This is a genomic window from Collinsella sp. i05-0019-G5 (assembly GCF_042851345.1).
GTDB lineage: Bacteria > Actinomycetota > Coriobacteriia > Coriobacteriales > Coriobacteriaceae > Collinsella.
The window spans coordinates 1334268-1352319 of sequence record NZ_AP031421.1; the positions used below are offsets into that span (position 1 = coordinate 1334268).

An 18052-nucleotide genomic window follows, 5' to 3' on the forward strand; every position below is an offset into this window, starting at 1 on the left:
GTTATGTCCAGCAGCTACTTCATGAACCTGCTCGCCAGCGCGGTCGCCGTCATCTTGGGCATCGTGATCCACGAGAGCGCGCACGCCGCCGCAGCCTGGGCGCTCGGCGACAAAACGGCTCGCTCGCGCGGCCGCGTCTCGCTCAACCCGCTCAACCATATCGACCCGTTTGGCACCATCATCCTGCCGCTGCTCATGCTCGCAGCCGGTGGCCCGGTGTTCGCCTTTGCCAAGCCCGTGCCTGTCTACCTCAACAACCTCAAGCACCCCAAGCGCGACGAGGTCCTGGTGAGCGTGGCCGGCCCCGCGTCGAACATCGCACTCGCGTGTCTTGCCGCGGTCCTCATGCGCGCAACGTACGGCAGCCTCTACACCAGCATGTCCTTTGCCGTGGCATCACAGATCATGAACTTCGGCGCCACGCTTATCGTGGTCAACCTGTCGCTCGCGTTCTTTAACCTCATCCCGATTCCGCCGCTCGATGGCTCGTCGATCATCGTGCCCTTCCTCAAGGGCAAGGCGCTCGCCAACTACTACCGCCTGCAGCAATACGCCATGCCCATCCTCATCCTGGTACTGTACCTGCTGCCCATGTGGACCGGCATCGACGTGATCGGTCGCTATTTCGACGTTACCGTGTATCCGCTCGCTGAGCAGCTGCTTAACTTCGCAATCGCCGGCATCTAAGGTAAACTTACAGGTCGACCGTGCAAAACGGTCGTAACATGCACCCAAACCGCGCCGCGAAGGCGCCGTCAAAGGAGGTCGAAGATGTCGTATCGCGTGTCGACGCAGGTCTACAGCGGACCGTTCGACCTGCTGCTGCAGCTGGTAACCCGCCAAAAAGTAGATATCGGCGCCATTTCTATCAGTGAGGTGGCCGAGCAGTACCTTGCCGAGGCCGAGCGCATCGAGGCGCTGGACCTGGACGTGGCGAGCGACTTTTTGCTGGTCGCGGCAACCCTTTTAGACATCAAAGCCGCCTCTCTGGTACCGCAGGAGGCACCGCGCAAAGTCGGTGACGACGATGACGAGTTCGACGAAGACCTCGAGGAACTCAGCACGCTCGACGGCGACGCCCTGCGCGAGGTCCTGATCCAGCGCCTGATTGCCTACAAGCAGTTTAAGGGCGCGGCTGCGGCCCTCGGTGCCCGCATGCAGGCCGAAAGCCGCATGCATCCGCGCGTGGCCGGCCCCGACCCCGAGTTCCTAGGCCTTATGCCCGACTACCTTGCCGGTATCACGCTGCGCGGTCTCGCCGTCATCTGTGCCGACCTGGACGGCAAGCGCCAGACCTTCCTGCTAGAGGCCGAGCATGTGGCGCCGCATCGCGTGCCGCTCGACCTGACCGTGGCCTCAGTCGACCGCTTTACCATGGCGCACCAAACCTGCACCTTCCGCGAGCTACTGGAAGGCGACGCTTCCACCGAGCAGCTCGTCGTCACCTTCCTGGCCATACTTGAGCTTGCCAAGCGCGGCTCGCTCACGCTGAGCCAGGACGAGATCTTCGGAACCATCAGCATCAACCGAGTCGAGGGGGCCGAGGCCTACGTGCCCGGCGAGGGCCCCGAGCTCACCGAATAGGAGCCGCAACCATGTCAACCCTTTCCACGCTGGAGGCAAACAGCCTCAAAGGCGCCCTCGAGGCGCTGCTGCTGGTGTCGAGCGACCCGGTGAGTGCGCCCGCGCTGGCCGGCGCACTGGATATCGCCCCCGGCGAGTGCGCATCGCTGCTCGCCGAGCTCAAGGTTGAGTACGAGGAGGCCAACCGCGGCTTTCAGCTGCGCGAGGTCGCCGGCGGCTGGCGCCTGTTCACGCACCCCGCTTACCACGACGTGGTCGAAGCCTATGTGTTGAGCTGGGACACGCAAAAGCTGTCCCAGGCGGCGCTCGAAACCCTGGCCGTCATCGCATACCACCAGCCCGTAACGCGCGAGGTGGTCAAGGGCATCCGCGGCGTCAACTCAGACGGCGTCATCGCGTCGCTCGTGGACAAGGGTCTGGTGCGCGAGCTCGGCCGTGACCCCAAGCGCGGTCAGGCCATCATTTACGGCACGACCAACGCCTTCTTGGAAAAGTTCGGTCTGCGCTCCACCCGCGACCTGCCCGATCTGGAGCAGTTTGCCCCCGACGAGCAGTCGCGCCAGTTTATCCGCGAGCGCCTGAGCGGCCGCAGCATTCAGTCTACGCTCGAGGAACAGGCCGAAGATCTGGACGAAGAGCGCGAACTGATCGATACCGATGTTGAGGACACCGATGAAGAGGAGCTTCTGCTCACAGGTGCTACCTCGGAGGATATACATGACGAGGACTAACGAAGCAGGGGAGACGCGCGTCGCAAGCGCCACGGACACCGCAGCGCCCGTAGGCGACGCGGTGTCCGTCTACCCGCACACCATGCGCCTGCAGCGCTTTTTGGCGCGCGCGGGCGTGGCGAGCCGCCGCGGCTCGGAGGATCTGATGACCGCCGGCCGTGTGACCGTCAACGGCGAAGTCGCGACCGAGCTGGGCACCAAGGTCGATGTCGACCGCGACCACATCGAGGTCGACGGCATGCCCGTCAAACTCAACCAGGGCGCTGTGTACCTGATGCTCTACAAGCCGACCGGCTACCTCACCACCATGAGCGACCCGCAGGAGCGTCCCTGCGTGGCCGACCTGGTCCCCCGCGACCGTTTTCCGGGGCTTTTCCCGGTGGGCCGCCTGGACCGCGACACCACGGGCCTGTTGCTCTTTACCACTGACGGCGACCTGTCGCAGGACCTGCTGCACCCCAGCAAACACGTCTACAAGACCTACCAGGCGCTCGTGGACGGGCGACTGACCGACCGCGATCTAGAACCGCTCCGCCGTGGCATCGAGCTCGACGACGGCCTGTGCCAGCCGGCAATCTGCCGTGTCATTAACGCGCGCGAGGCCGAGGCAGTGGCGCCGCAAGGCGTCAAGCCCGGCACCACTGCCGTCGAGGTCATCATCCGCGAGGGACGCAAGAATCAGGTCAAGCGCATGCTGAGCAAGATTCATCATCCGGTGATCCGCCTGCACCGCTGCAACTTTGCCGGCCTGGAGCTCAAGGACGTGGCCAAGGGCTCGTGGCGCGAGCTCACCGACCGCGAGGTGCAGATCCTCAAAAGCGGTGGCATCCCGCCCAAACAGGCGAGCGCAAAGCGCAACGGCGACAAGCCCCAAGACACGCCCGCCAGCCGCACGCGTCACCACGGCAGCCACGGCTCCGCACCCAAGCGCAACACCTACCGCGAGCGATACACGGGCTAGGCAACCCGCCGCGCCCCAAAGCCCGCGAACCATACCAGCACGTCAATCATCGAAAGGAAGCATTGCATGATCGTCGCCATCGACGGCCCCGCCGGATCCGGCAAGTCCACCATCGCCAAGGAGATCGCCCGCCAGCTGGGCTTTAACAAGCTCGACACGGGCGCTATGTACCGCGCCGTCACCTTCGCCGCGCTCGACCGCGGCATCGACCTGGACGACGAGGCGGCCATCGACGCCCTCGCCGAGCAGATCGAGATCCGCTTTACCAACGGCACCGGCGAGGACACGCGCCTGACCATTGACGGCCAGGACGCTTCGGCCGCCATCCGCACCCCGCAGGTCGACGCCAACGTGTCCAAGGTCTCGGCCTACCCGGGCGTGCGCGCCGCCATGCTCATCCACCAGCGCCGCGCCGCCGAGGACCGCGATATCGTCGCCGAGGGTCGCGACATTGGAACCGTCGTGTTCCCTAACGCGCAGGTCAAGGTCTTCCTGACCGCCGACCCGCGCGAGCGCGCCCGCCGCCGCGTGCTGCAGCGTCACCAAAACGATGCTCAGCCGCTCACGTCCGAGCAGCTCGAAGCCGAGGTCGACGAGACCCTCGACGCCCTTAAGCAGCGCGACAAGCTTGACAGCAGCCGCGAGGTCGCCCCGCTCGTGCCCGCCGAGGACGCCGTGCACGTCGACTCCACCGCCCACACCATCGACGAGGTCGTCTCGATAATCGAGGACCTTATCAACCAAAGGAGGTAGCCCATGCGCCTGTTTCAGCAGACGCCCGAGGACTATTACAACGCCCCCTACGCCGAGTTTCCAGCGCTCATCCGCGGCACCGTCGTCGTAGTCATGGCCATCCTTTGGGCCTTCTCCAAGCTCATGTGGCGCTGGAAGGTCGAGGACGCCGATCTTCTGTTTGAGCGCCAGGAAGGCCGCGGCAGCGTGGTCATCTGCAACCACACCTCGATGGCCGAGCTCTTGGCCGTGGAGACGGCGCTGTTCTTTGGGGGCCGCCGCATTCGTCCCATCTTTAAGTCCGAGTTCGCCAAGAGCAAGATTGTGCGCTGGGCCTTTAGCCGCGTTGGCGGCATCCCCGTCGAGCGTGGAACTGCCGATATGAAGTGCCTGCGCGCCGCCCAGCATGCGCTGCAGCGCGGCGAGGACGTCCTGATCTTCCCCGAGGGCACACGCATCCGCTCGCGCGAGATCAAGCCCGAGGTCCACGGCGGCTTTGCGCTCATCGCCCAGATGGGCAAGGCGCCCGTCAACCCGCTCGCCATCTGCGGCTGGTCCGACATCACGCCCGCAGGCAAAAAGCTCATGCGTCCCAAGAAGTGCTGGATCCGCGCCGGCAAGGCCGTCTCGCTTTCCGACGCTCCGGCTGGGCTTAAGCGCACGGAGCGCCTGGAATGGTTTGAGTCCGAGGCCATGAACCGCGTCTACGCTATGCGAGACGAGCTGTGCGCCGAGCATCCGGGCAGGTTCTAGCCATGAGCGAGAACGTTACGAACACTGCCGCGACCGCGTCCGACCAGGCAACAGCGACTACCATCGAGATTGCAGCCCACGCCGGCACTTGCTACGGCGTACAGCGCGCGCTCGACATGGCGCTGGCCGCCGCGCCGCAGGCAGGGGAGAGCACTCAGGTCCATACCTTGGGTCCGCTCATCCATAACCCCATCGTGGTGCGCGAGCTTGCTGAGGCAGGCGTTGGCCTGGCCGAGACCCTGGACGACGCAGCATCGGGTACCGTGATCATCCGCGCACACGGCGTAGTGCCGCAGGTGATCGATGCTGCCCGCAAGCGCGGCCTCAACGTGGTCGATGCCACCTGCCCCTACGTGAAGAAGGTCCATGTGGCGGCCGAGCGCCTGGTGCGCGAGGGCTACCGTGTGATCGTCGTGGGCGAGCCGGGGCACCCCGAGGTCGAGGGCATTCTAGGCCACGCAGGCGACGATGCGCAGGTCGTGAGCTGTGCCGCTGACGCCAACGCCTTGTCGCTCAAGGGCAAGGTAGGCCTCGTCGTGCAGACCACCCAGACCGCGCAGAACCTCGCCGAGGTCGTGGCGGCTATCACCCCGCGCGTGCAGGAGCTGCGTGTGATCAACACCATCTGCGCCGCCACGAGTGAGCGTCAACAGGCAGCAGCCACACTTGCCAACCGCTGCGACTGCATGGTCGTCGTGGGCGGCAAGAACTCGGGCAACACCCGCCGCCTGGCTCAAATTTGCGCAGACGCCTGCGAGCACACGCATCACATCGAGGAAGCTTCCGAGCTCCAGGGCGCGTGGTTTACCGACGCTCACCACATCGGCATCACCGCCGGAGCCTCCACCCCGCAAGAACACATCGAGCGCGCCGTCGAGCGCATCAAGGAGCTTTACCGCTAACCATGGACCAGACCGTACCCGCATACGCCGCCGAGGTGGCCGATTACGGGCGCAGCCGCGACCCCGAGCCGGGTGAGGGCGCGCTCGTAAAGAACGTGCGTCCCGAATCGCCCGCATGGGATGTGGGTATCGAGCCGGGCATGCGCGTGCTCACGGTCAACGGCGAGCAGCTCACCGACATGATCGTGTGGCTCTGGGAGGCAGACGACGACACCGTCGACCTCGAGGTTTTCGACCCGCGCGACAACAGCGTCACCCCCGTCGAGCTCGACCGCTTCCCGGGAGAGGACTGGGGCCTTGAGTTCGATGGCCCCATCTTCGACGGCATGCGCACCTGTGTAAACGCCTGCGTGTTCTGTTTTATGACGATGCTGCCCAAGGGCGGCCGCTCCACGCTCTACATTCGCGACGACGACTACCGCCTGAGCTTTTTGCAGGGCAACTTTGTCACGCTCACGAACCTTACCGACGAGGACGTGCAAAACGTCATCCAACGCAACATGAGCCCCATGAACGTGTCGGTCCACGCCGTGAGCCCCGATGTCCGCCGACGCATGATGGGCCGCAACGCCCAGCGCGGCATGGATGTGCTCGAGGCCATCATGGCCGCCGGCATCGAGATTCACGCGCAGATCGTGTTGTGCCCCGGCATGAACGACGGCGAGGAGCTGGAAAAGACCCTGCGCTTTTGCGAGGAGCACGAGCAAATCACAAGCCTGGGCATTGTGCCGCTCGGTTTTACCAAGCATCAGAACCGTTTTAGCTGGTCCTACAGCGACAAGCCCGAGCTAGCACGCGAGACCATTGCCATGATCCGTCCCTACCAGGATCGTGCCTACGAACGCTTTGGCCGCCACACCTTCCAGATGAGCGACGAGTTCTATCTGGACGCCGGCATCGATCCTCCCGAGGCAGACTTTTACGACGGTTACCCGCAGTACTACGACGGCATCGGCATGATCCGCTCGTATCTGGACGAGACCGACGACGTGCTGACTACCGACGCCGAGCGTCTGGCCCGCGTCCGCGAGGCCGTCGCCGCCCGCAACCAGCGGCTTCTATGTCTCTCAGGCGCCAGCGCACGCGACACCGTGGCGCGCTTTGTGGAGTCGCCGTATGGTCTCGCCGGCACCGTCACAGCCATCAAGAACCGCTACTTTGGCGGCAATGTGGACGTGACCGGCCTCATCGTCGCGTGTGACATCTTGGAGCAGCTGCCCCAAGACCTGTCGGGGGTTATGCTCTTTGTGCCTAAGCTCATGTTCAACGCTGACGGCATGACGCTTGACGAGTATCATCGTGACGATTTACTCGCAAGCCTTACCAGTCGCGGCGCCGAGGTTCATGTGGTGTCGACCATGCCGCATGAGCTGCTCGATACCCTGGAACACATCCTTGGCATTGTGCCCGCAGACTCTAACACTTCCACTGACCCTACCCATTAAAGGAGAGCAGATGAAACCTATCGTCGCCGTCGTCGGACGCCCCAACGTGGGCAAGTCCACGCTCGTTAACCGCCTGGCCCAGACCTCGGACGCCATCGTCCACGAGTCTCGCGGCGTCACGCGCGACCGCTCGTACCACACGGCCGATTGGAACGGCCGCGAGTTCACCATCGTCGACACGGGCGGCATCGAGCCGCTCAAGAGCGATGACGTGTTTGCCACGTCCATCCGCGACCAGGCGCTCGCCGCCGCCGAGGAAGCCGCCGTCATCCTGTTTGTGGTCGACGGCCGCACCGGCGTCACCGAGGAGGATGAGTCGGTCGCCCGCATGCTCAAGCGCTGCGACAAGCCGGTCTTTCTACTGGTGAACAAGCTCGACAACCCCGATCGCGAAAACGACAGCATCTGGGAGTTCTATTCGCTCGGCATCGGCGAGCCCACGCCGCTCTCGGCCCTGCATGGCCACGGCACGGGCGACCTGCTCGATGACATCGTGGCCCTGCTTCCAAAGGAAGAGGACGAGGTCGCCGATGAGTTCCCCGACGCGCTGAACGTCGCAATCATCGGCCGCCCCAACGCCGGTAAGTCTTCGCTGTTCAACCGCATCCTGGGCGCCGACCGCTCTATCGTGTCCAACATTGCCGGCACGACGCGCGACGCCATCGACACCGTCGTGGAGCGCAACGGCAAACACTACCGCATGGTCGACACCGCGGGCATTCGCAAGAAGAGCACCGTGTACGAAAACATCGAGTACTACTCGATGGTCCGCGGCCTGCGCGCCATCGACCGCGCCGACGTGGCGCTGCTCGTCGTTGACGCCTCCGTGGGCGTTACCGAGCAGGACCAGAAGGTCATGGGCCTTGCCATCGAGCGCGGTTGCGCCATCGTGGTGCTGCTCAACAAGTGGGACCTGCTCGACGACGACCGTAAGCGCGAGGCCTGCATGGAGACCATCGACCGCCGTCTGGGCGTCATGGCTCCCTGGGCCCAGTACCTGCGCATCTCTGCCCTCACTGGCCGCAGCGTAGAGAAGATCTGGGCAATGGTAGACGCTGCCGAGAAGACGCGCTCGCAGAAGATTAGCACCTCACGCCTCAACACGTTCCTCACCGACCTGCGCGAGTTCGGTCATACCGTGGTGGACGGCAAGCGCCGCCTGCGTATGCACTACGTGACCCAGACGGGCGTCAACCCGCCGACGTTCACGTTCTTCGTCAACCACAGCGACCTGGTCAACGACACCTACCAGCGCTACGTAGAGAACCGCATGCGCTCGACCTTCGACTTTGCCGGCACGCCCATTCGACTCTTCTTTAGGAAGAAGGAGCAAAAGGATGCATAATCCGATTCTTCTGACCGCCATCTGCGCCGTGATCTCGTTCTTTATCGGGGCGATTCCGTTTGGCCTGATCTTGGGCCGCGTGTTCAACCACACCGACATTCGCAAGGCGGGCTCCGGCAACATCGGCACCACCAACGCCCTGCGTGTGGCCGGCCCCAAGGTGGCCGCGCTCACGCTGCTGCTCGACTGCCTTAAGGGCGCCATTTGCGTCCTTATCGCGCGTCCGCTCATCGCGAGCGTGGGCTATGGATTTCCGCCGAGCATTATGGCCCCCGGCGCCGCTGGCGACTGGATGCTCGGCGTCATCTGCCTGGCAGCCGTGTGGGGCCACATCTTCTCGCCTTACCTCAACTTCCACGGCGGCAAGGGTATCGCAGTTGGTCTGGGTGTCATCCTCGCCTGGTACTGGCCTATTGGCCTGTCGCTGCTGGGCATGTTTATCGTGGCCGTCGCCATCACCAAGTTTGTGTCGGTGGGCTCGCTTGCCGCTGCCATCGGTCTTCCCATCGCTGCCTGCGCGGTCTTTCCGTACAGCAGCCTGGGACTTAAGTTTTGCATGGCGATGATCGGCATCACCGTGGTGTGGGCCCATCGTGCGAACATCAAAAAGCTCATGACCGGTAAGGAGTCCAAGCTCTCGTTTACCAAGCGCGTCACCGAGCCCGACGATAAGTAGGAGAGAGTCATGAATGTTGCGCTGATTGGCTCCGGCTCCTGGGGAACCGCCGTCGCCGGCCTTGCCGCCGCGCGAGCCGAGCGCGTGACCATGTGGGCCCACAGCGAGCAGACGGCCGCCGGCATCAATGGCGAGCACCGCAACCCCCGGTATTTGATGAGCTACGAGCTGCCCGGCAACGTCGTCGCCACCACGGACCTGGTACAGGCGCTCGACGGCGCCGAGGCCATCATCTTCGCCGTTCCTTCGACGCACCTTCGCAGCGTGTGCCACCAGGCCGCGCCCTTTATCGCAGCCAATACCCCGGTGCTCTGCCTCACCAAGGGCATTGAGCCCGAGTCCGGCCTGCTCATGAGCGAGGTCATCGCCAGCGAGATCGGCAACGAGGCGCGCGTGGCGGCGCTCTCGGGCCCCAACCATGCCGAGGAGATCTGCCGCGGCGGGCTTTCTGCCGCCGTCATCGCCAGCAAAGATCCGCAGATAGGGGAGACCTTTAAGGACCTGCTCCTGTCCACGGCCTTCCGCATTTATCTGTCGCAAGACATGACCGGTGTCGAGGTCTGCGGCGCCATGAAAAATGTCATCGCGATCGTATGCGGCATCTCCGCCGGCACCGGTGCGGGCGACAACACGCTTGCCCTTATCATGACGCGCGGCCTAGCAGAGATCAGCCGACTGGTGCACGCCCGCGGCGGTCAAGCTATGACCTGCATGGGACTCGCCGGCATGGGCGACCTCATTGCCACCTGCACCTCGGAGCATTCGCGCAACCGCACCTTTGGCTACGAATTTGCCCACGGCGTATCGCTCGACGAGTATCAGACGCGCACGCATATGGTGGTCGAGGGCGCCGTCGCGGCCCGCAGCGTCAGCGAGCTTGCCCGTTCACTGGGCGTAGACATTCCGCTCACCTTTGCCGTGGAGCAAACGCTCTACAACGGTGTTACTTTGGATAGGGCGCTCGAGATTCTCACCGACCGCGTCCCCTCCCAAGAGTTCTACGGACTCACCGACTAGCGCAGAAAGGCTTCTACCATGGGTTCCATCAAAATCGCTCCGTCCGTCCTTTCGGCCGACATGGCCAACCTCAAGGGCGAGCTCGACAAGATCGCAGGCGCCGACTACGTGCATTTCGACGTTATGGACGGTCACTTTACCGGCAACCTCACCTTTGGCGTTGACATCCTCAAGGCCGTCAAGCGCTCCACCGACGTGCCGGTCGATGCGCACCTGATGGTGTCAAACCCCGACGAGACCATCGATTGGTACGCCGATGCCGGTGCCGACATGATCACCGTGCACTACGAGGCTTCCACGCACCTGCACCGCACGCTCACCCATCTGCAGCAACGCGGCGTCAAGGCCGGCGTGGTGCTCAACCCCGCCACGCCCGTCTGCGTACTCGAGAGCATCATTGACGTCGTCGATATGGTGCTGCTGATGAGCGTGAACCCCGGCTTTGGCGGCCAGAGCTTTATCCCGGGCACCATCGCAAAGATCCACGAGCTCAAGGCCATGTGCGAGCGCCACGGCGTTTCGCCCCTCATCGAGGTCGACGGCGGCATCTCTTCCAAGAACATCGCCGAGGTCGTCAAGGCCGGCGCCAACGTGCTCGTAGCCGGCTCTGCCGTATTTAAGTCCGAAGATCCCGCCGCCGAGGTTGCGCTGCTGCAAAAGCTGGGCAACGAGGCCGCACAGGAGGCATAAACCCTTATGACCGCAGGTCAAAACCGCATACCCGTGAATCTTGACTATGCCGCCTCGACGCCCATGCGCGCCGAGGCGCTCCTTGCGCAGCGCGAGTACGACGACAGCGAGCTTGCCGGCGTCAACCCCAACTCGCTGCACTCGCTTGGCCGCAAGGCCGACGCACGTCTGGAAATCGCCCGTCGCGAGATCGCCCGTAGCTTTGGCGCACGCGTCCGTCCGTCCGAGGTTATCTTGACCAACGGCGGTACCGAAGCAAACCAGCTGGCGCTCCTCGGACTTGCCGAGGGCGCTCGTCAGCGCGATCGCAAGCGCGATCGTGTAATCGTTTCGGCCATCGAGCACGATTCGATTCTGGACAACCTGCCGCTGCTGCGTGCCGCCGGCTTTACCGTCGACCTGGTGCAGCCCTGCCGTTCTGGCTACATTGAGCCTGCCGCGCTTGTCGAGCTGCTTGGTGATGACGTGGCACTCGTGAGCATTATGATCGCCAACAACGAGACCGGCGTGGTACAGCCCATTCGCGAGCTTGCCGCAGCCGCACACGCTGCGGGCGCCTTGTTCCATACCGATGCCATCCAGGGCTATCTGCATATTCCGCTCGATGTCTCCGAACTGGCCGTCGATGCCATGTCCGTCGCTGCGCACAAGATTGGCGGCCCCGTAGCCTCCGGCGCGCTCTACGTAAAGACCCGCACGCCGCTGCGTCCCCGCATCTTTGGCGGAGGACAGGAGGCAGGACGTCGTGCCGGTACGCAGGACCTGCGCACGCAGCTTGCCTTTGCCGCTGCTGCCAGCACACTGGCACCCAACGTGGCTCAGGAGCGCGCGACGCTGCAAGGCCTTTCCGACAAGCTCTACGCCACGCTTACGGCCCACCCGCGCATCCACGCCACCATGGGCGACTACACGCAGGCTGACCGTCTGCCCGGCATGGTGTCGATCTACATTGACGGCATGGATTCCGAGGAGCTCATCATCAAACTCGATGCCGCTGGCTTTGAGGTTTCGGCCGGATCTGCCTGCTCGAGCGGAAGCATGGACCCGAGCCATGTGCTCAGCGCCATGGGTATTGGCCGCGAACAGGCCCTGGGTGCACTGCGCATTTCTTTCGATGACCGCGTGAACCCAGCCGACCTGGACGAGTTTGCCCAGACGCTGCTCTCGATCGTGGGTGCCGCATGATCGTCGCCGAGCTTGAGCGCGCGCTGCTGGCACGCTATCCCGAGACCGATGCCGAGAGTTGGGACCATGTAGGACTCTCCGTCGGCAACCCTGCCGCGGAGATTACCTGCGTCGCCTGCGCGCTCGATGCGACCGAGACTAATGTTCGCCGCGCCCAAGAAGCCGGCGCCAACATGCTGCTGACGCATCATCCCATCTATATCAAGGCGCCCGAGGCGTTTTGTCCGTCGGATTCCGCACGCCCCCAATGCAGCGCGGCGCTCTACGAGGCAGCGCGTTGCGGCGTGAGCATTATCTCGCTCCACACTAACCTGGACCGGTCGCACGAAGCCCGCGTCTGCCTGAGCGAGCTGCTGGGTGCCACACCCGTGAGCTCACTGGAGCACTTGGACGACCCCGAGGCCACCGGTCTGGGCGCACTCGCGACACTCAACGACCCCTGCAGCCTGCGCGATCTTGCCACCCGTGCTGCCACGGCCTTCGGCAGCGACCCGCGTGTGTGGGGCGAAGCCGATCGCCCGTGCCGCACCGTCGCCATTTTGGGCGGCTCCCTGGGCGACTTTGGAGAGCTCGCCATCGCCGCGGGCGCGGACGTTGTCGTGACGGGCGAGGCGGGATACCACGTGACGCAAGACCTTGCTTTACGCGGGCTGCCGGTGATCTTGCTCGGCCACGACCGCTCCGAGGAGCCGTTCGTTGATATATTGATGAACTCTGCAGTTGATGCCGGGATCGACCCCCGTCATGCGATTAAAATACTGAACCCTTGCCAATGGTGGACTGTGACAAAAGGAGAGAACTTATGAGCGCCGGCGCTACGCTACTCAAGCTGCAACAGATCGATTTGGAGCTCGCCCGCAACAAGAGCGAACTTGCCAATATGCCGGAGCTCAAGGAGCTCGCTTCCAAGCGCAAGACCTACGTTAAGCTCAAGTCCGAGATGACCAAGCTCTACGCCCAGCGCAAGGATCTGGACATTGAGCTCGACGACCTCAACACTACCGAGATCCAGACCAATAACGCCATCGAGGCCGCCAAGAAGCGTCACGTTGACGGCTCTGACTACCGCGAGGTTCAGGACCTGGAGAACGAGCTCGCCACCCTGGCCAAGCGTCTGGACAAGATCGAGCATACCCGCAAGGACGTCGTCATCGCCCACAAGGAGGCGCTCGACCGCGAGGCTCGCGCGCAGGCCATCATCGCCAAGTTTGAGGAAGGCGTGAAGGCCGACACCAAGGCCGCCCGCGCCAAGGCCGCCGACCTCCAGGCACAGATTGACGCCGCCACCAAGGAGCGCACTGCGCTGGCTGCCACGCTGCCGACCGACGTGCTCACCGACTACGAGCGCCTGCTCAAGCAGTTCCGCGGCCTGGCCGTCGAGACCATCAAGGGCAACATTCCCACCATCTGCCACACCGCACTGCAGGCATCGTCCATGAGCGACCTCAACCACGACGGTAGCGAGATCGCGCACTGCCCGTATTGCCACCGTCTGCTGGTGCTTCCCAGCAAGGAAGCCTAAATGATGACGGCGGCACCCAACAATTCAATGCAACTTGAGGGAAAAACGATCCTGCTGGGCATTACCGGCGGGATCGCCGCCTATAAGTCGTGCAATATCGTGCGCCTGCTGCAAAAGCGCGGTGCACGCGTCAAGGTCGTCATGAGCGAGCATGCCACCGAGTTTGTGGGACCACTTACCTTCCGTGCGCTCACAAACGAGTCCGTTGCCGTGGGCCTATTCGACGATCCCTCCGACCCCATCCACCACATTTCGTTGGCGCAGGAGCCCGACTTGGTGGTCGTGGCGCCCGCGACGGCCAATATCATCGCTAAGATGGCAAGCGGTATCGCCGATGACCTCATCTCCACCACGCTGCTTGCCACGCCGCGACCCATCGTGATCGCTCCGGCCATGAACAATGGCATGTGGAAGGCGCCGGCCACGCAGGCCAATATGGCCACATTGCGCGACCGTGGCGTCCATGTGGTGGGACCCGGTAACGGCTACCTTGCCTGCGGCGACGTGGACACGGGACGCATGAGCGAGTCCGAGGACATCGTCGAGGCCGTCTGCGAGGTGCTGAACCCCGTCCCGCAAGACCTGGCGGGCAAGCGCATCGTAATCACTGCCGGCCCCACGCACGAACCGATCGACCCTGTGCGCTTCATCGGCAACCGGTCGTCGGGCAAGATGGGCATCTCCCTGGCGGGGGAGGCCGCTCGCCGCGGTGCTGCGGTCACGCTTGTGTTGGGCCCGACATCGCTCGATGTTCCCCACGGCTTGGAGTGCGTGCGCGTGCAAACCGCCGCAGAGATGCTGCAGGCGGCGCTGAAAGCCTTCCAGACGGCCGATGCGGCCATTTGTGCGGCCGCCGTCGCCGACTACACGCCCGCGGCCCCTGCCGACCATAAGCTCAAAAAGGCCAACGAGCGCCTGGATCGCATCGAACTGGTCGAGACAGTCGATATCTTGGCCGAGCTCTCGCGCCAAAAGGAAGAGCGCTGTGTAATCGGCTTTGCGGCCGAGACCGATAACGTCGTGGAGTACGCGCAACGCAAGCTCGCCCGCAAGGGTTGCGATGCCATTATCGCCAACGATGTCTCGCGTGCCGATTCGGGTTTTGGAACCGATACCAACAAGGCCTGGATCGTGAGCACAGCGGGTACGCAAGAACTTCCCGTACTAACAAAACCCCAGCTCGCAGATACAATTTTGGACTTGCTTCAAAATATTTAAAAAAGTTCTTGCGCAAGGGCAAAGTTTCGGGTTATTATACTCCCTGTTGCGAGCGAGAGCAGAGCAACAAACAAAAGCTTCGGGACGTGGCGCAGCTTGGTAGCGCACTTGACTGGGGGTCAAGGGGTCGCTGGTTCGAATCCAGTCGTCCCGACCAGAAGTTTGTAGGTCAGGCACCTAGTGCCTGACCTTTTTTGTTTTAAGCAATTGCTTAATTTTGATTAAGCAACAGGGTGCCAAAAATCTACCTGCGCGATAATCGCTTTTTGCGGTTACTTGCGCGTTTTGCACGCGCTTGAGCCGATTTATTAACGCGACATGAATCTACATACGCGTAGCTGGTATACAGACGAGTACAGGCTGTATTTATCGCGGCGATTTACGCAGATATGGCGACTGTAACGAACTAGTGTGTCGCTGTATTTATTCCAGCAGTTCACTTGATCTGTGGACAAGTGAGCGGTTACAACAAAACGCCAACCAGGATGGACTCCATACGAGGATGCCGCAAAGGTAATGGCGGGGAAGTGCGGCAGGCGCTCTGAGAGCCGCTGTATGCCCCCATTTCTCCTCAACCCGATTACCTGTACAATGAACCTCGAATTGTTTGAGTAATCGCCAAAAGAAAAGCCCTCGCAGGATTGCGAGGGCTTTGCGATGAAAGAGATCAGAAGCAGAAAGCGGGGAGGACATAAAACGAGTCCGTCGCGCTGTAGCTGTAGCAAATACCGCCGCTTTGAACATAGCGAAAGGATGTGGAGCTGCGCGGTCTCACGGAACGAGTCCAGTGGCTATAGCCTGATGCACCGGAATAGTTCGACCTCGTCACGCCCTTGGATTTGTAGCACTCGTACTGGATGCCGTCAGATTGCATATCCCCGTATACTTCGGTTGCCGAGAGCAGAAAAACCTTGTCGGTCGTCGCCGAGGGGGCACCGCCCCCGTTACCGCCAACGTTATCGGTTGTCTTTGTGACGGGTTTCACCTTTGACTGGAGCTCGCTGGGCAGGAGCAACCAGAGGTCACCGCTGTTGAGGCGGGTACGGAGCTCGGACTTATCCCAACCACCGGCATTGGTGTCCGTAGCGTTCATTCTCTGGCTACCCAAGGCAGAGTTGGTCGCCTCGAACGTCAAGCCTGCCATGCCGCTACCATCGGCCAAGTCGTCGTGGTTGATGCCGATGATACGGTACTCGAGCGTCTTGCCATTGGTCAGCTTCATCGAGAACTTGGTGCCGGCATCCATGGCGGCCTTGGCCTTGGCGTAGGCGATAGACGATGTACCGTTCTTGGCAATGTCTTTGGCAACCGCCTCCTGCTCGTCGAGGGTCCAGTCCTTCGCGTCCTTGGCGATGGCCACCTGGACGGCCGCGGAATCGGCGCCTGCGGAGCCGCCACCGGACGCGCCTCCCTCGACGCCGCCGACCGTCCCATTGTTCACCGTGTTGCCGACCAGGTTGGACTGGTTTCGGATGGCTCCGGCCACGCCGGGTCCCGCGAACACGATGACCAGGCCGATGACGGCAATGATCAGGACGTACTCGATAATTGATTGCCCTCGGAAGCGGGTCGTTTCAGGAGCGACCCCCCCCCCGAAGGTTAATTGCCGCTGCATGCATATACGGCTCCCTTCACTCGGGGTTTGCAATACGAGCCGAGCGTAGGGCTATTCCAAGTATTTGCAACGGTCCTGCCGCTGCGGCAACGATGACGGCAGGGGAGAAAGTCATGCGCTATTAGCGCGGCTATAACGTCCGCTTCGAATGCCGACCGTATTCATATCGAGGCAGCCATTTCATACCTTCAGAAAGACAACTGAAAGCCGCAAAAAAGCGGGACCCGGCTATAAGCCGAACCCCGCCCAAGAGAAGCCTTTAGAGCCGAGACAGACAACGCGTGTGGACAATCACTCAGCCTCCACCGCCATGCGCACGACCTCTTCCATCGGGTAGCGAGTGCCGCCGTCCCCGTCCAAAGCCTCGTTGTAGGCCTCGATGTCCGCCATGTCCTCAGCCTTCTCGAACGCGGCCCTTCTCACGAACTCGGAAAAGGTCATGCCCGTGGCGTCCGCATGGCCCTGAATCAAGGCCATTTCGCCCTCATCGAACTTGACCGCGATCTCGCGCATCGCCATGGTCGCTCCCGTAAACGCCGTCATCGAAGTGAATCCATTATCCACCCACCGTATACGCCCCGAACTCGAAACACCAAGCAGGATGGACTCTATACGAGGACGCAGCAGAGGTAATGGCGGGGGAGTGCGGCAGGCGCTCTGAGAGCCGCTGTATGACCCCATTTCTCTTCAATCCGACTACCCGTGCCATGAACCTGAAGCCGTTCGTTCGGTCGCCAAAAGAAAGCACGCGCGGGGTAACGCGGGCTTTGCGCTAGACAAGCTAGAAGCACCAGGCGGGGGAGACGCAAAACCAGCCCGGCGCGGAGTTGCTGTCCGACGGATTGCCGCTGCTGTCGACATGGAGGAAGCCCTTCGAGGCGTTCGGAAACACCGAACGCTCCCACCAACCGCTGCCAATGGCAATGGCAGAGTTGGGATTATAGTTCTCCGTCACCTTGCCTTTGAAGGCCTCGTACTGGGTGCCCTCGGAGGAAGTCCAGGGATAGGATGCCCAATAGGAGGTGGGGGGCGATCTCAGAGTAGCTGAGCAGGAACAGCTTGTCCGAGGTAGCCGTCACGGCGGCGTTCTTGTTCTCATCACCGCCCCCGACATTGTTCGATAGCTTTTTGACGGCCTTCACCTTGGACTGGAAATCGGAGGGCATCAGATTCCAGATCTTGCCGGAGTTCATTTTCTGACGGAGTTCAGACTTCTCCCAACCGCCGGCGTTGGTGTCAATCGCGTTCATGGGGGACCAAATGCCCGTCGTGGTGGTGAGGAACGTGAGGCCCGCCTTGCCGGATCCGCCTGCAGGGTCATCATGATTGATGCCGATAATGCGGTAAGTCAGCGTCTTGCCATCGGTGAGCTTCATCGAGAACTCGGTGCCGGCATCCATCGCGGCCTTCGCCTTGGCGTAGGCGGGCGACGCCTCGCCCTTGGCGGCGATGTCCTCGGCAACTGCCTTCTGCTCACCGAGGGTCCAGTCCTTCGCGTGTCCTTCGCGTCCTTGGCGAGCGCCGCCTGGACGGTCGCGGAACCCGCGCCGTTACCGCTGCCGGAACCGCTCGGTTCCCAAGTCCCACCCGCTGTCCCGTTTACCAATACTCCCGCCACCGTGTTGAACTGGTTCCTGATTGCCGACGAGACCCAAGGGCCGGCTATCATCACAACC

Annotated in this window: 19 protein-coding genes and 1 tRNA gene; 17 read left to right on the plus strand and 3 right to left on the minus strand. The window is 62.6% G+C overall.

Annotated features, from left to right (window positions below; all coding sequences use genetic code 11):
* Positions 1-3: 3 nt before the first annotated feature.
* From ACGHIZ_RS06075 to ACGHIZ_RS06155, 17 genes are all read left to right on the plus strand, one after another.
* Entirely contained in the window at positions 4-687 is a 684-nt protein-coding gene (locus ACGHIZ_RS06075; RefSeq protein WP_390446724.1) for a site-2 protease family protein, read from the plus strand.
* Positions 688-771: 84 nt separating this feature from the next.
* Positions 772-1584, plus strand: a complete 813-nt coding sequence (locus tag ACGHIZ_RS06080) for a segregation and condensation protein A (protein ID WP_390446726.1) — start codon at positions 772-774, stop codon at positions 1582-1584.
* 11 nt (positions 1585-1595) lie between these two features.
* The gene (gene scpB, locus ACGHIZ_RS06085) at positions 1596-2315 is read left to right on the plus strand and encodes an SMC-Scp complex subunit ScpB (RefSeq protein ID WP_390446729.1); all 720 of its coding nucleotides are present in this window, start codon (positions 1596-1598) and stop codon (positions 2313-2315) included.
* Positions 2302-3276 (plus strand): pseudouridine synthase, encoded by a 975-nt coding sequence (locus tag ACGHIZ_RS06090; RefSeq protein ID WP_390446732.1) that lies wholly within the window; start codon positions 2302-2304, stop codon positions 3274-3276. Before scpB ends, ACGHIZ_RS06090 begins: the two co-directional genes overlap by 14 nt.
* A gap of 66 nt (positions 3277-3342) precedes the next feature.
* Complete coding sequence (cmk, locus tag ACGHIZ_RS06095) at positions 3343-4029, plus strand: (d)CMP kinase (protein ID WP_117769690.1); 687 nt, start codon at positions 3343-3345, stop codon at positions 4027-4029.
* Positions 4030-4032: 3 nt separating this feature from the next.
* Positions 4033-4761 carry a lysophospholipid acyltransferase family protein gene (locus tag ACGHIZ_RS06100; RefSeq protein ID WP_138374251.1) on the plus strand — a complete coding sequence of 243 codons (729 nt, stop codon included), beginning with the start codon at positions 4033-4035 and terminating at the stop codon, positions 4759-4761.
* Positions 4762-4763: 2 nt separating this feature from the next.
* Entirely contained in the window at positions 4764-5663 is a 900-nt protein-coding gene (locus tag ACGHIZ_RS06105) for a 4-hydroxy-3-methylbut-2-enyl diphosphate reductase (RefSeq protein WP_390446737.1), read from the plus strand.
* Between the two features lie 2 nt (positions 5664-5665).
* Positions 5666-7108: a DUF512 domain-containing protein gene (locus tag ACGHIZ_RS06110; RefSeq protein WP_035138457.1), complete on the plus strand. Its 1443-nt coding sequence runs from the start codon at positions 5666-5668 to the stop codon at positions 7106-7108.
* A gap of 10 nt (positions 7109-7118) precedes the next feature.
* Complete coding sequence (der, locus tag ACGHIZ_RS06115; protein ID WP_390446740.1) at positions 7119-8453, plus strand: ribosome biogenesis GTPase Der; 1335 nt, start codon at positions 7119-7121, stop codon at positions 8451-8453.
* A complete protein-coding gene (gene plsY / locus ACGHIZ_RS06120; RefSeq protein WP_390446743.1) occupies positions 8446-9129 on the plus strand; it encodes a glycerol-3-phosphate 1-O-acyltransferase PlsY in 684 nt (227 codons plus the stop codon). The genes der and plsY overlap by 8 nt, the downstream gene beginning before the upstream one ends.
* Before the next feature lie 9 nt (positions 9130-9138).
* Positions 9139-10146 carry an NAD(P)H-dependent glycerol-3-phosphate dehydrogenase gene (locus tag ACGHIZ_RS06125; RefSeq protein WP_390446746.1) on the plus strand — a complete coding sequence of 336 codons (1008 nt, stop codon included), beginning with the start codon at positions 9139-9141 and terminating at the stop codon, positions 10144-10146.
* A gap of 18 nt (positions 10147-10164) precedes the next feature.
* Positions 10165-10836, plus strand: a complete 672-nt coding sequence (gene rpe, locus ACGHIZ_RS06130) for a ribulose-phosphate 3-epimerase (protein ID WP_390446749.1) — start codon at positions 10165-10167, stop codon at positions 10834-10836.
* 6 nt (positions 10837-10842) lie between these two features.
* Entirely contained in the window at positions 10843-12021 is a 1179-nt protein-coding gene (locus ACGHIZ_RS06135) for a cysteine desulfurase family protein (protein ID WP_390446752.1), read from the plus strand.
* Positions 12018-12827 (plus strand): Nif3-like dinuclear metal center hexameric protein, encoded by an 810-nt coding sequence (locus ACGHIZ_RS06140; protein ID WP_390446755.1) that lies wholly within the window; start codon positions 12018-12020, stop codon positions 12825-12827. The genes ACGHIZ_RS06135 and ACGHIZ_RS06140 overlap by 4 nt, the downstream gene beginning before the upstream one ends.
* On the plus strand, positions 12824-13543 hold the full coding sequence (locus ACGHIZ_RS06145) for a hypothetical protein (RefSeq protein WP_343007602.1): 720 nt from the start codon (positions 12824-12826) through the stop codon (positions 13541-13543). The genes ACGHIZ_RS06140 and ACGHIZ_RS06145 overlap by 4 nt, the downstream gene beginning before the upstream one ends.
* A 27-nt stretch (positions 13544-13570) precedes the next feature.
* Complete coding sequence (gene coaBC, locus ACGHIZ_RS06150) at positions 13571-14761, plus strand: bifunctional phosphopantothenoylcysteine decarboxylase/phosphopantothenate--cysteine ligase CoaBC (protein WP_390446759.1); 1191 nt, start codon at positions 13571-13573, stop codon at positions 14759-14761.
* Between the two features lie 80 nt (positions 14762-14841).
* Positions 14842-14918 (plus strand) — tRNA-Pro (locus tag ACGHIZ_RS06155).
* Positions 14919-15428: 510 nt separating this feature from the next.
* On the opposite strand, the gene ACGHIZ_RS06160 is transcribed toward ACGHIZ_RS06155, so the two are convergent.
* From ACGHIZ_RS06160 to ACGHIZ_RS06170, 3 genes are all read right to left on the minus strand, one after another.
* Positions 15429-16376, minus strand: coding sequence for a DUF6273 domain-containing protein (locus ACGHIZ_RS06160; protein ID WP_390446762.1), 948 nt, complete (start codon positions 16374-16376; stop codon positions 15429-15431).
* A 291-nt stretch (positions 16377-16667) separates the two neighbouring features.
* Positions 16668-16940 carry a type II toxin-antitoxin system RelB family antitoxin gene (relB, locus tag ACGHIZ_RS06165; RefSeq protein WP_271741369.1) on the minus strand — a complete coding sequence of 91 codons (273 nt, stop codon included), beginning with the start codon at positions 16938-16940 and terminating at the stop codon, positions 16668-16670.
* 374 nt (positions 16941-17314) lie between these two features.
* Complete coding sequence (locus ACGHIZ_RS06170) at positions 17315-17776, minus strand: DUF6273 domain-containing protein (protein ID WP_195625315.1); 462 nt, start codon at positions 17774-17776, stop codon at positions 17315-17317.
* Between the last annotated feature and the right edge of the window lie 276 nt (positions 17777-18052).